Genomic DNA, 17,936 nt, shown 5'->3' on the forward strand with positions numbered 1-17,936 from the left:
ATATGTGGGGAGCTACACTCCCCACGCCCCTAGTGGACTGTTCTTTTCCGTTGATCTGCAAGCAGAAGAACAGAAAAGAAACAGTTTCAATTTTCATTTCCTGTTACAAGTCCATACGGCGGGGAACGTGATTTCTTCATCATCATAAGCAGACCACCCGATTAGGAACGTCTACGCTTGAAGAAGTATGTTCCTGCCACGCCTGCACCAGAGAGGATAAGAAGCCCTAAGAATAAGGCAATGTTTGTATTGTCGCCTGTCTTTGGAGCGTCGCTTGTTTTTGTCGGTGTATCTGGTGTGGTCGGCTGTTCTGGCTCTGCTGGTTCTTCTGGCGTTTCTGGTACTTCTGTGATTGTTACCGTCTGCCCGCCGTCCTCAATGTCCTTATGCTCTGTAACCTTTGTCGGTTCATCTGGATTACTCAAATCGTATAATTCCTCAAAGGTCACAAGCTCTTTTCCGCCCAGCTCGGAAGCGTCGAAAGTAAAGGCAATCTGGACTTTCATGCTTTCTCTGTCGGCGGTAAAGGTATAGTCATTCTCGACACGCTCTCCGTTGATGATAAGCACGGCGTTTTCGTCCTTAATCATCTGCCAGCCTTTGAGCTGATACTTTGTGCCGATTTCCAATCCATCAAGGGTAACGGTATCAATGATTGTCACGTCTTTTCCTGCTTCAATCTCTTTCTTTCCGTCCTCGCTGGTCGCTGTGGTATGGATAGAGATGATACGCTCCGTGATAAGCACCGTCTGTCCCTCGTCGTCAATGTCCTTGTGTTCCGCCACCTTGACAGGCTCGTCCTCATTGGAAAGGTCGTAAAGTTCCTCAAAGGTTACAAGGTTCTGACCACCTAAATCAGACGCATTGAATGTATAGGAAATTTCCACTTTCATTTCTTCATCATCGGCGGTAAAGGTATTGCTTGACTACTGGGGAAGGCGCTGGAGAATGTAGCAGCCCATATGGAATCGTATATCCCCAATCTACAGGTAAGATTTTCAGAAGAGGATGGACATACTGCCACTTCGGAACCGCCATCAGTACGCAGTTGTTGTTCTCACACTGGTTAAAGGCGTTTACGTCATAGAAATTGAAATCCACAATTTCAATCTGTGGATAATTTTTCCAAAGGTTATCCCGAAGCAGGTCGACAGAATGACTCCACCCCCGCTGTATTAACATCAGTTTTTCCCCATACAGATCTTGTATGGTCAGAAAATCCTTTTGAGCCAACCGGTGGTGAACCGACACTGCACAACAGATAGGTTCCCGGGAAATTTCCAATCCCTCGCACTGGCGCAAATTCAGCATTGTCTCATCGAAGATGCCGGCCACTACGTCGATGTTCTGCCCGAGGTTTCCAAGAATCTCTCGCGCATTTTCGGGTGTGTTGTCGAAAGGTACCAGATGAAATTTCGTGCCAGGACAGTAATTCTGTAGTTTTGGCCATAGCTCCACTAGTACCTGGGCTGGCGTCATAGGGGAGGTGCCAATACGGATGACATCGTCTGTTTTTCGCATGGCGTTTCTTGCCCTTGTTACAGAATCCTTACAGTATTGAATCACATATTTTGCATCCTGATACAAAGATTTTCCTGCTTCCGTGAGCTGTATCCCCCGATGCGTACGGAGAAAAAGTTGTAAGCCTAGGTTTTCTTCCAGCAAATTGATCTGTTTGATAACAGCCGGAGGTGAAATAAATAACTTCTCCGCAGCTTTATTAAAGCTTCCGGATTCTGCCACACAAAGGAATGTTTCTAACTGAGGGTTATACAAGGGGCCCACCTTTCCTTTCACCAAGACATTGTGCAGTTGGCATTTTGTCTATATGTATAGGCCGTCCATCTTTATAGAACGCTTGCATCCACGCCTTGAGTAATTCCAGATGGGTGACCGCGTTTTCGCACGGCCTTATTCCCCATGATCTGGTCTCCCAAAGCTTTATACATTTATTCCTGGCTATTCTCAATTTATTTATCATTATATGCGGATAAAAAGAGGGGTGCAAGTCTGTAAAAGAAGTGGATGGTTATGCAACCGCCTTCCTGTATACATTTTTCAAAGAGTACGGGTGGCTTGAAAGGATTTTTTGAAAAAATCACTCTGTTCCCTTGACAAAATAAAAGACGGTGGTTATAATCGCTTTGCCAAATCCCAAATAGGGCGGATGAAGGAAAGCTATGGTGGGGCTGATTGTCCCATATCATCAGGTCCTGGGGACAGTTTTGCAGGAGGGGAATTTCAGTGAGTAAGGTGGAAACTGAGAAAAATGTGTTTGACACAGACCGGGTGGGTTCTGTGCTGCTGCATATAGCGCCACCGGTCATGTTGGCTCAGTTGATTCAATCCCTTTACAACATTGTGGATAGTTTCTTTGTGGGACAATACTCGGCAGAAGGCCTTACGGCCCTTTCAATCCTGTATCCTGTGCAGTTAATTATTACGGCGGTGGCGGTTGGTACAGGTGTAGGTGTGAACACCCTCATTTCCCGATATGATGGACAGGGAAAGGCCAAACGCGCTTTGGGCACAGCAGGGACGGGCACAATGTTGGCAGCAATCAGTTGGCTAGTTTTCGCAGTGTTGAGTGGGCTGCTGATGGCGCCATTTGTAGGTATATCGACACAATCTTCTGTAGTGGCGCAAGAAGCCCGGACCTATGGCTATATTGTGTGCATTGGAAGCTTTGGCGTATTTTTGGAGAGTACTTGGAGCAAAGTACACCAGGCCAGGGGAAATATGCGCCTGCCTATGGTGGCCCAGATCGCAGGTGCGTTGGTGAATATTGTTTTGGACCCCATTTTGATCTTTGGCCTGGGGCCTATTCCTAAGATGGGGATTGCAGGAGCTGCATATGCCACAGTGGCGGGGCAGATTCTAGCAGCAGTGATCACTTTTTCCGCCTGCCGTAAGCCGCCGGCCTGGCGGGAGATGCGCTTCTACACGAGGCGGATCTATCAGCTCGGATATGCCTCTATTCTGATGCAGATGCTTTATACAGTATATATCATTGCTCTAAACTTGATCCTCTCGGGTTTTTCTGACGATGCAGTGACAGTCCTTGGACTTTACTATAAAATCCAATCATTTTTCTTTATCCCCCTATCGGGGCTACAGACCTGTATCGTACCATTTCTAAGCTATACCTTTGCGAAAAAAGCATATCCCCGCTGCCAGAAGATTATAAAATATTCTGTGTTGCTCGCCGCGGGATTGATGCTGGTTGGTGTAGCTTGCTTTGAGCTGATCCCTGAAACGCTCCTGCGGATTTTTACGTCAAATGAACAGGTTATCCAGATTGGAATCCCAGCCTTCCGGATTATCGGCACCAGCTTTGTGCCCGCTGCATTTTCGCTGATTCTGCCGGTGTTTTTTCAATCCATTGGAGCGGCGGTTCCCAGCGTGATCCTTTCCTTGACCAGACAGATTGGTTGCTTGATCCCATTATTCTGGCTGTTTTCCAGGATTGGATTGGCCTATACCTGGATCGCATTTCCGGTGGCAGAATGTGTCACTGGGACTTTGGGGATGGCGCTGTACATACGTTGTATCAAAAGTTGGGGTTCGCCCCAAAAACAAACTGTGCAAAGCACCGGGCAAGGAGATGTTGTTATGAAGATGATTACCGCAATTGTAAACCGGCGGGATGCCGCAGACGCCTGCTCTGCTTTGACGGAAGCAGGATACTACTTTACCCGAATGGCCTCTTCCGGGGGATTCCTTTCAGGAGGGAATACCACGCTGCTGATTGGAACGGAAGAACGGTTAGTGCCACAGGTCATGGAGATCCTAAGACTGCACTGTTCCCGGAGGACAGAGGCGATTTCTTCACCAATTCAGCTTGCCACGCCGTCGGTATCCTATCCGGCGCAAGTGACAGTAGGAGGGGCAACTGTTTTTATTTCGGATGTGACAGCGTTCGAGAAGATATAAAAGCGATAGGAGATTGTTTAGCGGCATTCTAGGCTGCTTCGCAAGGAAGGCCGGAGACGGCTAGTAGTTTCCTTTTGCAATAATATACATGAAGGGTTGGCAATTTTGCCAACCTTTTTTGTTGCCCCATTTCGTGCGCTTTGCATGTTCGCGGGCATGGAAGAAGGATACCTTCCTACATGCCTGGCCATGCAGCGCGACAGAAGCGATCGGGGAGGGTTAGTATGTTTCAAATTTTAAAAAAATCTAGCGGAAGCTAGGCCAATAGCGCACACCAGAAGGCCGCTGGGAAGTAGTACCCAATAAGGACGGTCGGAAAATAGGTCGAAGAGTGCCCCATAGACGATTTGTCCAATGGGTTGGGCACACATCGAAAGGGTGAACACATAGGACATGACTTTTCCCATCAAGTGTTCCGGCGTCCTCGCTTGAATGATGGAAATGGCATAGGTGGAAAAGATGCTGCACCCAAACTGACAGATGCAGAACATGGCCAGAAGAATGATGTATTTCCCCAAAGGGCCAACCGGCAGCCCAAAAGCGATGCCAGCGGGAAACATACAAATACCAAAGGAGATAAAAATAGCGGCAAGGTTGTGTGGGCGCAGCTTTTGTGCGAATAGACCTACGCATAAGCTGCCCAGGATCGCCGCTACGCCCATAGCGCTTTCTGCCGCGCCGTAGAGCTCGGCTGAGAGGCCCAAAGCGGTTCGCACGAGATAGGGAAAGCCCACCACAGCGGTTCCTGCCACGAATAGGCTTACCAACGCGGCCAGTAAGAGCAACTTGAGGATGTTGGGCTGTTCCCAGCGAAGGAAGTGTATGCTGACGGAAAAATCCTCTTTTACGATCGTACCAATGCGCATGCTGCAGTCGGATTTTTGGTGCTCCAGGCGGATGAAACACTCTAGAACTGCGGTGAAAAAGAAGCAGACCACCGCCCCATAAAGGACGGGTATCAGGCCAAAGGCTGTATAAACGAGGCTGCCCCAAAATGGGGTGACCAGGGAGGCAATGGCCGCCACCTGATTGACCGCCGCGTTTCCTTTCATCAGGTTATCTCCGGAGAGCATCTGCGGAATGCAGGCCTGAACCGTGGGGGATTCAAAGGCACCTAACACAGAAAGGATCACCAATAAAGCGCCAATCACGAATATATCATAGCCAAACGGTAAGATCACAGTGGCGATTAATACGGATAATCCAGAAAACGTATCCAACGCTACCATAACATTGCGGCGATTGGCCCGGTCTGCCAAGATCCCTCCGAAGGGCGAAAGCAAGATGGTGGGCAGCATAGCCAAGGCCAAGAGACTCGCAAAAATGGAGGCCGAACCCGTTTGCTCCAACACATACATGGATAGCGCAAATTTCAGCGTAGAATTGCCGATCAGGGAGCTGACTTGGCCTAAAATTAGAAAAGTAAAATTACGGGTGAATAATTTCTGTTCCATCGTCACTTCCTCTGAGAAATGAACGCGGTTATTAGCTCTACTGCCAGGCCCGCCATTCCTAAACATGCGCACAAGATGGCAGAAACTTTGCGTCCGTGTTTTACCAAGTGATAGGCACTTATGATGAGGCCGAGTTCAATGGCGATCGTTATCCCCTTGGTGACAAAACGGAAAAGGAAATGTTCATTCCATGTGCGGGTCAATTCTCGCTCGAACGTATCTGCCGAAGCTTCTATCCAATCCTCAAACCGATTGGCTGCTTCTTCGATTTTTTGATCAAATATTTTTTCTTTCATGACAATACACCTCCATGTTTTCTATGTCATACAAACAGATTGCTGAACAGGAATTTCCGTTTCCCGCAAAGATGTTTAATAAGTTGTCCATAGGGAAGATCATTCTTCTGTAGCGCCCTCCTCTCCGAGCTTTTGACGGTGTGTAATGGATAATAGCATACCAATCATACCGTCTGAATGAATGTATATCTCTAAAAATAAAATTGCCGCAAAGCAATTTCATTTTTGATCTGGGATTTGCTCAAAGAATGCATCGATTACATCCAAAATTGTATCATCAAACAATGGAATCCCCATTTTTTCCAGCATATCCCCCAGAAAATAGAACTTTCGCTTCATCTCCTCTTTGGTAGCAGGAAAAACAGAGGGCAGCAGCCACAGACTAGTGAGCAGTGGCAATAGTTCGGCGATCTCTTTCGCATACGCAGTATGGAGGGAACCGTCCCGATTCCCCTCTTCGATCAACTCCAAGAAATATGGAGTCAGGATACGCCGGTTGGCATCGATCATGCTGACAAGAACCCTTGGATTTTTCGTGATCGGGATGGCTTGCGCCGTCATGCTTGTGCGTGCCGTATCGGCCTGGTTGATTCGAATGACCTCCCGGAGGAGATTGCGTTAAAATTTTATGCGCAAGTCTCCTATGGCGCGGAGATAGAACGTGTGACGGTCAACGGCGCAGAGTATGAAGTACAAAAGACGGAGGGGAGTTCTGAATATACGGTGCAGCTTCCAGCGGTGAATACGCCTGGAGTACAGGCGTTTCACATCACAAAAGTGAGCCTGAACAGCGGCCAAGAAGTGGAGGTTGACTATTGCATTGTGCAATGCCAGAAACTTTAAGGTACGCCTTTTTGCCAATTATATCGACACGGACTTCCGGTGCTGCGAGTCAATTGTCACGGTTTAACGATTCATTTCCATTGCTTCCACCGCTTCCCTAAGGGAAGCGGTACATACATTGCACATAAAAAAGGGAACGCATCCGAGAATGTTCTGGATGGTTCCCTTTTTACGTTTTATTTCTTTGTTTCAGCTGGCCGTCAACAGATCCGGGGCAGCTGGGCACCGGTGAGCTTTCCTAGGATACGGCTTCCCCCTAAGGCGGTGCGGAGCACGACATGCCCGGGACGGCTCTCCGTAACCCGGCCGATCATGGCCGCATGTTCCCCGCCGGAAGTTTGGTGCAGCGCGTCCAGCACGGCGCCCGCCAGGCCGGGGGAAACAACCGCCAGCATACGCCCTTCGCAGGCGCTGTAGAGCGGGTCCAGCCCCAAGAGGTCACAGGCGGCGGCCACCGCAGGATCGACGGGGATCGCGTCTTCCTCCAGTTCGATGGTCAAGGCGCTGCCTTCGACAAATTCGTTGAGCGTGGTGGCCACGCCGCCGCGGGTGGGGTCGCGCAGGGTACGCACACCGCCGGCTTCCAGCGCCGCGGCGCTGAGCTGGTGCAGCGGGCGGCAGTCGGAGAGAAGCTCGCCCGCAAAGGGGATTTCTCCCCTTGCCATCAAAACGGCCGCACCGTGGCAGCCGACGCTCCCGCTGACCAACACCGCATCCCCGGGACGGATGGCTTTGCGGGACAGCCCCGCTGCCCGCTGTGAACCGATGCCGGACGTGTTGATATAGATGCCGTCGCCCTTCCCACGTTCGACCACTTTTGTATCCCCCGTGACAATCTGCACACCGGCGAGCTGGGCGGTGGTTGCGATGGAATCCACAATGGTTTTGAAGTTCTCCATGGAAAAGCCCTCTTCGATAATGAACGAAAGGCTGAGATATTTGGGTTGGCCGCCCGCCATACAGACATCGTTGACCGTTCCGCACACAGCCAGTTTCCCGATGTCCCCGCCGGGAAAGCGCCAAGGGGTTACGACGAAACTGTCGGTGGAGTAAACCAGAGGGCCGTCCATCGATGGAAGCACAGCGCCATCGCCCAGATCTTCCAATGCGGGATTTTGAAACGCCGGAACCAGGACCGATTCGATCAATTGGGAAGTGCGCAGGCCGCCGCTTCCGTAGTCCAAGGTGATAATTTCTTCCATGGTATGATTCCTCCCTGTCATGTCTGATAGCGGTACGCCGCAGCGCAGGCCCCTTCACCGGAGACCATGCACGGGCCCACCGGATCGGCTGGGGTGCAGACCCGCCCGAAAAGGGGGCATTGTTCCGGCCTGCAAGCGCCGCGAATCACTTCGCCGCACTGACAGCCCGCAAGTTCCACCGTGGGAGATGGAGAAAAGCCGAACTTTTTTGCAGCATCCCACGGGGAGAACGCCTCCCGGAGGGCAAGGCCGCTGTTCGGGATGGTTCCCAAGCCTCTCCAAAGGCTGTCTGTGGGAAGGAATACCCGCTCCATAGCCGACTGCGCGGCGGGATTTCCCTCCGGACAAACCAGGCGCGTATATTCATTTTCCAGGGCGGGCGCCTTTTGCCGCAGCATCTCTGCCAGACGGTAGATGGAAAAGAGCAGGTCGGCGGGCTCAAAACCGCTGACGACGGCGGGGAGGCCGAATTCCCGCGGGAGAAAGGCAAACGCATCTGAGCCCGTGATAACGGCCACATGGCCGGGACACAAAAAGCCGTCTACCGCAAAATCCGGCGCGTGGATCAATGCACGCAGGGCGGGTTCGGTACTCTTGAGCAGGCACAATACGGAAAAATTGGAGGCACCCTGCTCTTTGGCCTCCAAAATGCAGGCGGCGGTACCGGGTGCGGTCGTTTCAAACCCGACGCCGAGGAAGATGACTTCCTGATCCGGGTGCTGCACAGCGATTTCCAGGGCCTCCATGGGGGAATAGACCGTCTGGACCTGCGCGCCCAAGGCGCGGCGGCGTAGCAGCGTATCCCCGCGCACCGAACCCGGTACCCGCAAAAGGTCCCCATAGCTCGCAAGGATCACATCCGGCAGACCGGAAAGCCGCAAAATTTCATCGATCGCCCCGGCTGGCGTGACGCAAACCGGGCAGCCCGGCCCGGAGAGCAGTTGAATGGATGGAGGCAGCAGCGAGCGCAGCCCAGCTTTGGCGATGGCCATGGTATGTGTGCCACAGATTTCCATCAGACGGATAGGGCCGGTCTCCTGGCTGATGTCCCAAAGCTCCTTCACAAGGCGCTGGATACCGTCCGGGCGGCGGAATTTCTCATCAAAGAGCATCGATGGCCTCCTGAATGCAGGCGAAGTTCTCCTCCGCCTGTTCTTTTGTCAGCTTTTGGATGGCAAATCCGGCATGGACCATCACGTAGTCGCCGGGTTTTAGGTCGGGAATGAAGTCAACACGGATGTTTTGGGAAAGCCCTGCCGCTGTCCCAACGGCGTGCTTTCCCGCGATGGATACAATTTTTAAAGGGACTGCAAGACACATAGTTGATTCTAGCTCCTTTTTGCGGTCGCGATTGCCAGCTGGCCCAGGCAAAGGCCCTCGTCGCTGGTGGAAACGCGGTGATGCGTATAGACGGAAAAACCGGCATGTGTGAGAAGCCGGGTGCTTTCAGAGAGAAGATATTCGTTTAAAAATACGCCGCCGGAGAGGACCACCGGCAGTTTTCCTGGATTCAAAAGACAACACTGCTCCAATGCCATGCGGCACAGGGCGTCCATAAAGCCGCGCGCGACCGCAGCGGGATCAACATGATCGGAGAGATCGCCGGTGATTGCCCGAAGCAAGGGGCGCGTGTCAAAGATACGAAGCCCATCTTTTTCATAGAATGCCACGGGGTAGGACCGGCCGGGGATTTCTTCTCGCGCCATAGCCTGTAGGCGCGTGGCCCCCTGGCCTTCGTAGCAGACTTGCTGCGTGCCGGTCAGGAGGGAGTACACCCCGTCGAACAGGCGGCCGATGCTGCTGGCTTTTGGACATGCGGTGTGGCTGTCCAACATAGCGCGCAAAGCCTGCTTTTTTGGCGATTCCAGCGGCGCACGGTCCAGGGGCAGCCCGGCGTCCCACAACAGGGAGAACCCAATCCGGCCGATCTCCCGGATTGCCGCATCGCCCCCCGGAAGAAAGATGGGGCGAATCGAGCCGCACCGCCGGAAGGTTTGGAAATCGCCTGCCAGAAACTCGCCCCCCCAGATGGAATGGTCCGTTCCATAGCCGGTCCCGTCCCACACGATGCCAAATACCGGCCCAGCGAGCCGGTTGTCCGCCATGCAGGACGCCATATGCGCCCAGTGGTGCTGTACCTGCAGGAGGGGAAGTCCCAGGCGTTTGGCGTGCTCTTGTGCTTCCTGTGTGGAAAAATAGTCTGGATGAAGGTCACAGACCAACGTGGATGGCATGATGCGGAACAGCCGGAGAAAGGTGTCCAAGGACTCCCGATAGTGGTCCAGGGTTTCCAGGTTTTTTAAATCGCCGATGTGCTGGCTTAAAAATACATGCTGTCCGCGGCCCACGGCAAACGAGGCCTTCTGTTCCGCGCCGAAGGCGACCACACCGGTCGCATCGCGCGCAAACGTGACCGGCTGGGGGACATACCCGCGGCTGCGACGGTAAAAGTATTCCCGCCCCTGCCAGGCCATCACCAGGGAATCGTCACAGCGGTTTTGGATGGGGCGGTCGTGTAGGAGAAAGCCATCGGCAATTCCCGCCAACCCATCAAGGGCTTCCTGGTCCTCCAAAAGGACCGGTTGGTCGGAGAGGTTGGCGCTGGTCATCACCAAGGCGTCCGGTCCGCCGGACGTCCCGTCCAACAGGAGAACATGCAGCGGCGTATAGGGGAGCATAACCCCCAAGCGCCGGTTGTCGCTGAGATTTGCGAAGTCCTCCGGAGCTTTCTTTTCCAACAGGACAATGGGGCGGCGTACGCTTTCCAAAAGAGAAGCCTCCGCCTCCGTGACCCGGCAGAGTGACCGGGCGCTGTTGAGATCCCGGCACATGACCGCCAGCGGCTTTTCTTCGCGGTGCTTCCGCCGCCGGAGACGGCGGACCGCCTCCGCATTGCGCGCGTCGCAGGCGAGATGGATGCCGCCGAGCCCTTTGACCGCGAGAATGTCTCCCCGGGCCAAAGCTTTCTGTGCTTCCGCAAAGACGTCCCCGGCGATTTTCCGGCCCTCAGCGTCGAGCAGCCATACCTGAGGCCCGCAGTCGGGGCAGCAGTCCGGCTGGGCGTGATACCGGCGGGAATGGCTGTCTTCGTATTCCGCGTTACAGGTGGGGCACATGGAAAATTGTGCCATGGACGTCGTTTTCCGGTCGTAAGGGAGGTCGCGAATGATGGTAAAGCGGGGGCCACAGTCCGTACAATTGATAAACGGATAGCGGTACCGCCGGTCAGCCGGGTCCGCCAACTCCCGCAGGCAGGCGGCGCAGGGAGCGATATCCGGCGAAACCAGGGTGCCGCCGTCCCCCTCTGCGCTGCTTCGGATGGTAAAACGGTCGTAGCCCACCAGCCCATCCAGAGGTACGGTGCGAACCTGTTCCACAACGGCCAGAGGGGGGGTAGAGCGGGCCAATTCGTCCTGGAAGCTGGAAAGCGCTTCCGTTGGCCCTTCCAATTCCAGCTCCACGCCGGAGGGGGTATTTCGCACCCAGCCGCACAGGGCGTGCCGCTGTGCGAGACGGTACAGATAGGGCCGGAACCCCACCCCCTGCACAATCCCGGCGATTTCGAGCCGGATGCGACGAAGCATACTCATGCCAATGCAGCCCGGATACGGCCCTCCAAATGCTGTGTCAGGGCGTCCAGTCCGTCCCCTGTGCGGCTGGAAATCTGGAACAGGGGCCCCTCAGGATTGACGCCTCGATAGTCTTTTTCAACGCGGCCGAGGTCGAAATCAAAATACGGGAGCATATCGCATTTGTTCAGGACTAGGCAGTCGGTGTCGGTAAACATCAGCGGATACTTTGCGACCTTGTCGTCCCCCTCGGGGATGCTGAGGATGGTGATACGGAAGTTTTCGCCGATGTCGAATTCGGCCGGGCACACCAGGTTGCCGATGTTTTCTACAAACAGGACATCCAATGCATGGAGGTCGAATTGCGGCAAGATGTGCTGAATGCTCATCGCCTCGATGTGGCAAGCGCCGTCCGTATTCAGCTGGACGGCGGGAATTTGCAGCGCTGCAATCTTTTCCGCGTCAATCTGGCCGGTGATGTCGCCTTCAATCACGCCGATAGAGAACGATCCCCGCAGCCTTGCAATCAATTCCGTGATCAGGCTAGTCTTTCCGGTGCCGGGGCTTCCCATCACATTGATCAGGCAGACCTTTTTTTCGGACAAGGTTTTGCGGACCTCAGCACTCACATCCTCGTTCCACTCCATCACCTGGTGCAGTACTTTGATTTCCATTTTCAATCAACCTCCAAACTATCGACCATGAATTCGTTCCCGGAAAGGCGTTTGAGCTGGATACTCCCACAGAACGGGCATTGGATGCGTTCGCGGGTGATCTCGCTTTCCCGGCCGCAATCACGGCAGAGCACTTTTAAGGGGACGGTTTCCACTTCTATTTTGGCTCCTTCGGCCCGGGTGCCCTTTGCAAGGACATCCAAATACATTTGAACGCATTCTGGAACAACGCCGGAAAAGGGACCCATCCGCAGGCGAATTGCCCGGATACGGGTTGCCCCCTGCTGACTGGCAGCCTCCAACGAGATCTTCAGAATGCTCTGTGTTATGGATAATTCGTGCATGGATACGTTCAACCTGCCTTCAGAAGAATCGAACCCATTGTATCACCAAACTGTAAAAAATACCATACCTATTCAACGAAAGGAAGGATATGTTAGTGAAAATTAGCGGTATCTGCTCTTGTGTTTTAAAAAAAATAGGACTATAATAAATTCCGGTTTTCAATGAATTTTCCATAGAGGGGTATTATTTATGGGAATCTTACCAATTTTAATCGGTTGGCCTTTATTGATTGCTGCGATTGTTCCTCTTATTAAGCAGGAACGAATACGCGGTTATGTTGTTTATGCTGGCGCGGGAGGCGTCATGGTTTTGGCTGCGGCCCTTCTGGGCATGTGGTTGACAAATGGCGCACAAGCGATGGCGTTTTATCAAGAGACCGAATGGGTCAATTACCTGATGATCGCAGGGGAACTCTTTTTGACTGGGTTGATTGTGTATTTGAGCATTAAATACCGCAAATATCCAGTGATCCTACTGTCTGTAGGGCAGACTGCTTTAGGAATCTGGACGGAGTTTCGATTCCCCATGCAGCCGGCCTGCCATATGCAGATCGACAGTCTGAGCATGCTGATGTGCATGATCGCCGCATTCATTGGCGGCCTTATCTGCATCTATGCTGTGGGCTATATGAAGGCATATCACCAGCACCACAAGGAATTTCAGGATCGCAGTGGATTTTTCTTTTCCATGCTGTTTTTGTTCCTGGCGGCAATGTTCGGTTTGGTACTTTCGGAGAATCTCATCTGGATGTACTTCTTCTGGGAAGTAACCAGCGTGATTTCGTTCCTCTTGATCGGCTACACCCGGACAGAAGAGGCAGTCAACAACAGCTTCCGCGCGCTGTGGATGAACCTCGTTGGCGGCTTTGGGTTTGCCATCGCCATTGCGGTAGCGGCGGCGACGCTGGGAACCGTACAGCTGGAGGCGGTTGTCCAGACAGGAGCGGTGATCCCTGTGGCGTTGTTGGCGCTGGCCGGGCTCACAAAATCCGCGCAGCTGCCGTTTTCTTCCTGGCTGCTGGGCGCGATGGTCGCTCCGACTCCGTCGAGCGCGCTTTTACATAGTGCAACCATGGTTAAAGCGGGTGTATTCCTGTTGATCCGGCTTTCTCCGGCGCTTGCCGGGACTATGACCGGCCAGATGGTATCTTTGATCGGCGGGTTTACCTTCATCGCAGCCAGCATGATGGCCATCGCCCAGAATGACGGCAAGAAAGTGCTGGCGTTTTCGACGGTGTCCAATTTGGGCCTGATTGTGGCCTGTGCGGGCATCGGCGCGGAGGAAACCATATGGGCGGCCGTGCTCTTGATGATCTTCCATTCGGTAAGCAAATCCATGCTTTTCCAGGCGGTTGGGTCTGTGGAGAACAGCTTGGGGTCCAGAGACATCGAGAATATGCACGGCTTGATCTTGCGCTTGCCGAAGCTGACCTATATTATGGGTATTGGCATTGCCGGAATGTATTTGGCGCCTTTTGGAATGTTGATCTCTAAATGGGTAGCGTTGAAAGCGTTTGTAGATGCAGGCAATTTCCTGCTGGTTATTTTCCTCGCCTTCGGCAGTGCGACAACGATGTTCTACTGGACAAAATGGCTGACAAAGCTTGTGTCCATGCACCGCACCAAAGAGGAGGCCCGGGATGTCACCCATAGGGACCAGTATTTTTCGATGTTTATCCATGCAGGCTGTGTATTGCTGCTTTGCCTGTTGTTCCCGTGGCTGGCGACAACCGTTGTAAATCCCATTATCCTAGAACTCTTTGGAGCCTCCCATGAAGTGCTTTCTATGAGCATCCTGACCACCATGGCCATCATGTTGGTATCGGTCCTTTTTGTTCCAGCGACGATGTTCCTAGTTACGCGGTGGGCGCATAAGGAATATGTGCCGATTTATATGGGCGGCGCCAACGAGGGGGACAATACCTATTTTGTGAACAGCTACGGGGAACCGGAGCATTTGTACCTGACAAACTGGTATCTGCGGTTTGAATTTGGTATGCGGCGGTTAATGCGTCCTTCCGTGATTCTGTCTTCGGGTATTCTGATTGTAATGCTTTGCCTGATCATTGGAGGTGCGGTATGATGCGAGTGGTTTCCGTTATTTTATATTTGCTTCTGGCCCCGTTTGCCGGCGCTCTGTTGGATGGGTTCGACCGGATCATTACGGCACGGATGCAGGGAAGAAAAGGGCCGCCGTTTTTTCAGCCGTTCTATGATTTGTCCAAGCTGTTTTCCAAGCAGATGATTGCAGTAAACGGCGTGCAGCTGCTGCTCATTTTGAGCTATTTGGTTTTTCTGGCAGTGGCGGGTTCCATGTTGTTTGCAGGAGCGGATATCCTGATGTGTTTGTTCCTCCTGTCTACGGCGGATATGTTCCTGGTCATGGCGGCTTCGAGTGATTCCTCGCCGTTTGCGACCATGGGCGCAAGCCGTGAAATGCTCCAAATGATGGCCTATGAACCGTTGACCTTGTTGCTGGCGGTTGGCTTTTATTTGGCAACCGGCTCCTTCCAGGTGGTGGATATCATCCATATGCCGCTGAGTTCTGTGCTGATGATGCCGGGATTTTTGCTGGGCTTTATGTTTATCACAGCGATCAAGCTGCGCAAGTCCCCGTTTGATCTTTCCACCAGCCACCATGCCCACCAGGAGATGGTCAAGGGCTTGACGACCGAGATGGCGGGGCCGATTTTGGCGATTATGAACATTGCAGAGTATTATGAGATCACTCTGATGTTGGGGATTGTAGCGCTGTTTTTCCTCAACCAAAACTGGTGGAGCTGGCCGCTGGCCATTGTGGCCTGCCTATTTATGTATTTCTTGGAGATCCTGTGGGATAACGTCAGCGCCCGTGTGAAGTGGAGAACTTTGTTGGACAGCTGCTGGGTTGTCACTTTGCTCACAGGCGGGCTGAACTTTTTGATTTTGATGTTGATTAAGTGAGGAGGCAGTGCCATGGGAAAGCTTGCGAAATCTCCTTGGATGCTCCACTACGATGGAAGCAGCTGCAATGGCTGTGACATTGAAGTGCTGGCATGCACGACGCCGGTGTACGACGTGGAGCGCTTCGGAATTATCAACACCGGCGACCCCTTCCAGGCGGATATCCTGCTCATCACAGGGGGGATCAATAGCCAGAGCGAGAGCGTTGTCAAGCAGATTTACAGCCAGATGCCGAATCCAAAGGTGGTTGTAGCGGTGGGAATCTGTGCTTGCACGGGAGGAATATTTAAAGAATGCTACAATATTAAGGGCGGCGTGGACACGGTCATCCCGGTGGATATTTATGTACCCGGATGCGCTGCACGGCCGCAGGCCATTATCGATGGGGTTGTAAAAGCGGTTGAACTGCTACAGAAAAAACGTGAAGCCTTCGCCAGCCAGCGGAAGAAGAGTGGAACATAAGGAGAAAATGGCATGGAGTATTTAAATACGATCGAACCGATCACGATGGAGCAGTTCCTCCCGATGGTGATCCAGTTCAAAATGGATGGATGGCGCCTGGTACAGATTTGCGCATGCCGCTTGCCAGAGCAATATGAATTGAGCTACTCGTTTGCAAAAGGATTTGATATGCGCACCCTGCGTTTGACAGTTGGGGAGGACGAGCCTGTTTCCAGTATTACGCAGGTTTATCCCTGCGCGTTTATACAGGAAAACGAAGTGGCAGAGTTGTTTGGCGTCAAGATTGAGAGCATGGAAAACGATTATCATCACAAGCTGTACCGCATTGCCCGGGACACGCCATTTAAAGAAAAGGGGTGAGGGACTATGGCAAAAAGAAGTATCGTTCCCTTTGGACCTCAGCATCCTGTTTTGCCGGAGCCTGTACATTTGGATCTCGTCCTGGAAGATGAGACGGTCGTAGAGGCGGTACCAAGTATTGGCTTTGTACACCGCGGCTTAGAGAAACTGGTGGAGATCAAAGATTTTAAGGAATATGTTTACATAGCGGAACGCGTCTGCGGGATCTGTAGTTTTGGCCACGGCATGGGATATTGCCAGAGCGTGGAACACATCATGGGCGTGGAGCCGCCCCGCCGGGCCAATTACCTGCGCACGATCTGGATGGAAATGAGCCGTGTACACAGCCATCTCCTTTGGTTGGGTTTGCTGGCGGATGCCATGGGGTTTGAAAGCCTGTTTATGGAGTCCTGGAGATTGCGGGAAAAGATCCTCGATATGTTTGATCTTACTACCGGTGGGCGTGTCATCTTTTCGGTAAACTGCATCGGCGGCGTTCTCAAGGACATGGATAGCGGGATGCTAAAAGCCATTTCGGATACAATTGATGAGATGGAGAAAGAGCTACGGCCCATCGCGGAGGCATTTTTGCGGGACTATACCGTGGGCAGCCGCTTGCGTGGCCTGGGCGTCTTAAAACCGGAGCAGGCAATCCTTGCCGGTGCGGTAGGGCCAATGCTTCGTTCCTGCGGCATCGCTTACGATGCGCGTAAGCTGGGCTATGCGGCCTATAATGAGCTGGAATTTGAGCCGGTCACCGCTTCCGATGGGGATTCCTACGCGCGGTGTGAAGTGCGTATCCAGGAGATTTATCAGTCCTTTGCCTTGATCCGGCAGGCAATTTCAAAAATTCCGGAGGGCCCGATCCGTGTGCCGGTCAAAGGCAACCCCAATGGCGAGTATTTTATGCGGATTGAACAGCCCCGCGGCGAAGCGATTTATTATGTGAAAGCCAATGGGACGAAATTCCTCGACCGGTTCCGCCTGCGCACACCCACGACCAGCAATATCCCGCCCATGTTGGAGTTGATGAAAGGGTGTCAGCTGGCGGATGTGCCGCTTCTGATTTTGACCATTGACCCCTGCATCAGCTGTACGGAGAGGTGAGAGAGAATGGCGGAGTGGAGAGTTTTCCCATTTGCGCATACAGCGCTGAAAAATTTATTTTCCAAGCCTGCGACAACGGGCTATCCATTCGAACCGGTGAAGTATCCGGAGCGGATGCGCGGCCATGTGCAGATCAAAATTGAGGATTGCATCAGCTGCGGCCTGTGCGCACGTTCTTGCCCGCCGGGGGCTTTGAAGGTGGATCGGGCTGCGCGGACCTGGACGATCAATCGCTTTGATTGTGTACAGTGCGGAAACTGTACCAATGTATGCCCGAAGAAATGCCTGTTTATGGTGCCCGGCTATACCGAGCCCGGTGCACAGAAAGTGAGCGAGACATTCACCCGTCCGGCACCGCCGGAACAGGAGGCGCAGCAGGCGGGCGGAAAGCCGGTCAACGATGCGTCGAAATGCGTATATTGCACCTTGTGTGCCAAGAAATGCCCGCAAGACGCCATTACGGTGGACCGCGCGGCGAAAAGCTGGGTACTCGATGCGGAAAAATGTGTGGGCTGCGGCATCTGTGCGGCGTCCTGCCCCAAAAAGTGTTTGACGTTAAAATAGGAAACAAAACCGGGACAATCATTCAATAGGATTTTGGTTTGGAAAAGACTGAAAAAAGAATAGGGGGCTTGGCTGTGTTTTCAAGATACGGCTGGGCCCCTATTTTTGCGGTTATCTGCCGGATGTTCGCATGTGCCAAAAAGCCGGCTATCTATAGGCGGATGATTTTCCTTGGTATTGTTCAATTGGCCCTTGATTGGCGGAAG

Annotated in this window: 18 protein-coding genes and 1 pseudogene; 8 read left to right on the plus strand and 11 right to left on the minus strand. The window is 52.9% G+C overall.

Annotated features, from left to right (window positions below; all coding sequences use genetic code 11):
• Window positions 1-161 precede the first annotated feature (161 nt).
• A pseudogene (locus I2G69_RS07510) lies at window positions 162-917 on the minus strand (VaFE repeat-containing surface-anchored protein); the annotation flags it as partial.
• A complete protein-coding gene (locus tag I2G69_RS07515; protein ID WP_195560522.1) occupies window positions 901-1,776 on the minus strand; it encodes a LysR family transcriptional regulator in 876 nt (291 codons plus the stop codon). The gene I2G69_RS07515 and the pseudogene I2G69_RS07510, both read right to left, overlap by 17 nt.
• Before the next feature lie 468 nt (window positions 1,777-2,244).
• On the opposite strand from I2G69_RS07515, the gene I2G69_RS07520 reads away from it, so the two are divergent.
• Window positions 2,245-3,933 (plus strand): cyclic-di-AMP receptor, encoded by a 1,689-nt coding sequence (locus I2G69_RS07520; protein WP_087232556.1) that lies wholly within the window; start codon window positions 2,245-2,247, stop codon window positions 3,931-3,933.
• A gap of 236 nt (window positions 3,934-4,169) precedes the next feature.
• On the opposite strand, the gene I2G69_RS07525 is transcribed toward I2G69_RS07520, so the two are convergent.
• From I2G69_RS07525 to I2G69_RS07535, 3 genes are all read right to left on the minus strand, one after another.
• Window positions 4,170-5,387, minus strand: a complete 1,218-nt coding sequence (locus I2G69_RS07525) for an MFS transporter (RefSeq protein WP_195560523.1) — start codon at window positions 5,385-5,387, stop codon at window positions 4,170-4,172.
• Window positions 5,388-5,389: 2 nt separating this feature from the next.
• Complete coding sequence (locus I2G69_RS07530; protein WP_195560524.1) at window positions 5,390-5,683, minus strand: hypothetical protein; 294 nt, start codon at window positions 5,681-5,683, stop codon at window positions 5,390-5,392.
• 219 nt (window positions 5,684-5,902) lie between these two features.
• The gene (locus I2G69_RS07535; protein ID WP_195560525.1) at window positions 5,903-6,244 is read right to left on the minus strand and encodes a hypothetical protein; all 342 of its coding nucleotides are present in this window, start codon (window positions 6,242-6,244) and stop codon (window positions 5,903-5,905) included.
• On the opposite strand from I2G69_RS07535, the gene I2G69_RS07540 reads away from it, so the two are divergent.
• Window positions 6,233-6,526 (plus strand): hypothetical protein, encoded by a 294-nt coding sequence (locus tag I2G69_RS07540; RefSeq protein WP_195560526.1) that lies wholly within the window; start codon window positions 6,233-6,235, stop codon window positions 6,524-6,526. The genes I2G69_RS07535 and I2G69_RS07540 overlap by 12 nt on opposite strands.
• A gap of 200 nt (window positions 6,527-6,726) precedes the next feature.
• Here the strand turns inward: I2G69_RS07540 and hypE are convergent, their stop codons facing one another.
• From hypE to hypA, 6 genes are read right to left on the minus strand one after another with little or no spacing between them, the layout of a single operon-like run.
• Window positions 6,727-7,728, minus strand: a complete 1,002-nt coding sequence (gene hypE, locus I2G69_RS07545; RefSeq protein ID WP_195560527.1) for a hydrogenase expression/formation protein HypE — start codon at window positions 7,726-7,728, stop codon at window positions 6,727-6,729.
• Between the two features lie 17 nt (window positions 7,729-7,745).
• Entirely contained in the window at window positions 7,746-8,840 is a 1,095-nt protein-coding gene (gene hypD / locus I2G69_RS07550) for a hydrogenase formation protein HypD (protein ID WP_195560528.1), read from the minus strand.
• A complete protein-coding gene (locus I2G69_RS07555) occupies window positions 8,830-9,048 on the minus strand; it encodes a HypC/HybG/HupF family hydrogenase formation chaperone (protein ID WP_087232544.1) in 219 nt (72 codons plus the stop codon). The genes hypD and I2G69_RS07555 overlap by 11 nt, the downstream gene beginning before the upstream one ends.
• Window positions 9,049-9,056: 8 nt before the next feature.
• Window positions 9,057-11,318 (minus strand): carbamoyltransferase HypF, encoded by a 2,262-nt coding sequence (hypF, locus tag I2G69_RS07560; RefSeq protein WP_195560529.1) that lies wholly within the window; start codon window positions 11,316-11,318, stop codon window positions 9,057-9,059.
• The gene (hypB, locus tag I2G69_RS07565; RefSeq protein ID WP_195560530.1) at window positions 11,315-11,971 is read right to left on the minus strand and encodes a hydrogenase nickel incorporation protein HypB; all 657 of its coding nucleotides are present in this window, start codon (window positions 11,969-11,971) and stop codon (window positions 11,315-11,317) included. The genes hypF and hypB overlap by 4 nt, the downstream gene beginning before the upstream one ends.
• A 2-nt stretch (window positions 11,972-11,973) precedes the next feature.
• Window positions 11,974-12,315 carry a hydrogenase maturation nickel metallochaperone HypA gene (gene hypA / locus I2G69_RS07570; RefSeq protein WP_087232535.1) on the minus strand — a complete coding sequence of 114 codons (342 nt, stop codon included), beginning with the start codon at window positions 12,313-12,315 and terminating at the stop codon, window positions 11,974-11,976.
• A gap of 190 nt (window positions 12,316-12,505) precedes the next feature.
• Here hypA and I2G69_RS07575 point away from each other — a divergent pair, with 190 nt between their 5' ends.
• From I2G69_RS07575 to I2G69_RS14080, 6 genes are read left to right on the plus strand one after another with little or no spacing between them, the layout of a single operon-like run.
• Complete coding sequence (locus I2G69_RS07575) at window positions 12,506-14,398, plus strand: NADH-quinone oxidoreductase subunit 5 family protein (protein WP_237966699.1); 1,893 nt, start codon at window positions 12,506-12,508, stop codon at window positions 14,396-14,398.
• The gene (locus I2G69_RS07580) at window positions 14,395-15,258 is read left to right on the plus strand and encodes a respiratory chain complex I subunit 1 family protein (protein ID WP_087232529.1); all 864 of its coding nucleotides are present in this window, start codon (window positions 14,395-14,397) and stop codon (window positions 15,256-15,258) included. The genes I2G69_RS07575 and I2G69_RS07580 overlap by 4 nt, the downstream gene beginning before the upstream one ends.
• 12 nt (window positions 15,259-15,270) lie before the next feature.
• Window positions 15,271-15,720 carry an NADH-quinone oxidoreductase subunit B family protein gene (locus I2G69_RS07585; RefSeq protein WP_087232526.1) on the plus strand — a complete coding sequence of 150 codons (450 nt, stop codon included), beginning with the start codon at window positions 15,271-15,273 and terminating at the stop codon, window positions 15,718-15,720.
• Between the two features lie 12 nt (window positions 15,721-15,732).
• On the plus strand, window positions 15,733-16,080 hold the full coding sequence (locus I2G69_RS07590) for an NADH-quinone oxidoreductase subunit C (RefSeq protein ID WP_087232524.1): 348 nt from the start codon (window positions 15,733-15,735) through the stop codon (window positions 16,078-16,080).
• Between the two features lie 6 nt (window positions 16,081-16,086).
• On the plus strand, window positions 16,087-17,166 hold the full coding sequence (locus tag I2G69_RS07595) for a hydrogenase large subunit (RefSeq protein WP_195560531.1): 1,080 nt from the start codon (window positions 16,087-16,089) through the stop codon (window positions 17,164-17,166).
• A gap of 6 nt (window positions 17,167-17,172) precedes the next feature.
• The gene (locus I2G69_RS14080) at window positions 17,173-17,730 is read left to right on the plus strand and encodes a 4Fe-4S binding protein (RefSeq protein ID WP_207740561.1); all 558 of its coding nucleotides are present in this window, start codon (window positions 17,173-17,175) and stop codon (window positions 17,728-17,730) included.
• The last annotated feature ends 206 nt before the right edge of the window (window positions 17,731-17,936 follow it).

This window comes from Anaeromassilibacillus sp. D41t1_190614_C2, from assembly GCF_015558525.1.
Taxonomy (GTDB): domain Bacteria; phylum Bacillota; class Clostridia; order Oscillospirales; family Acutalibacteraceae; genus Anaeromassilibacillus; species Anaeromassilibacillus stercoravium.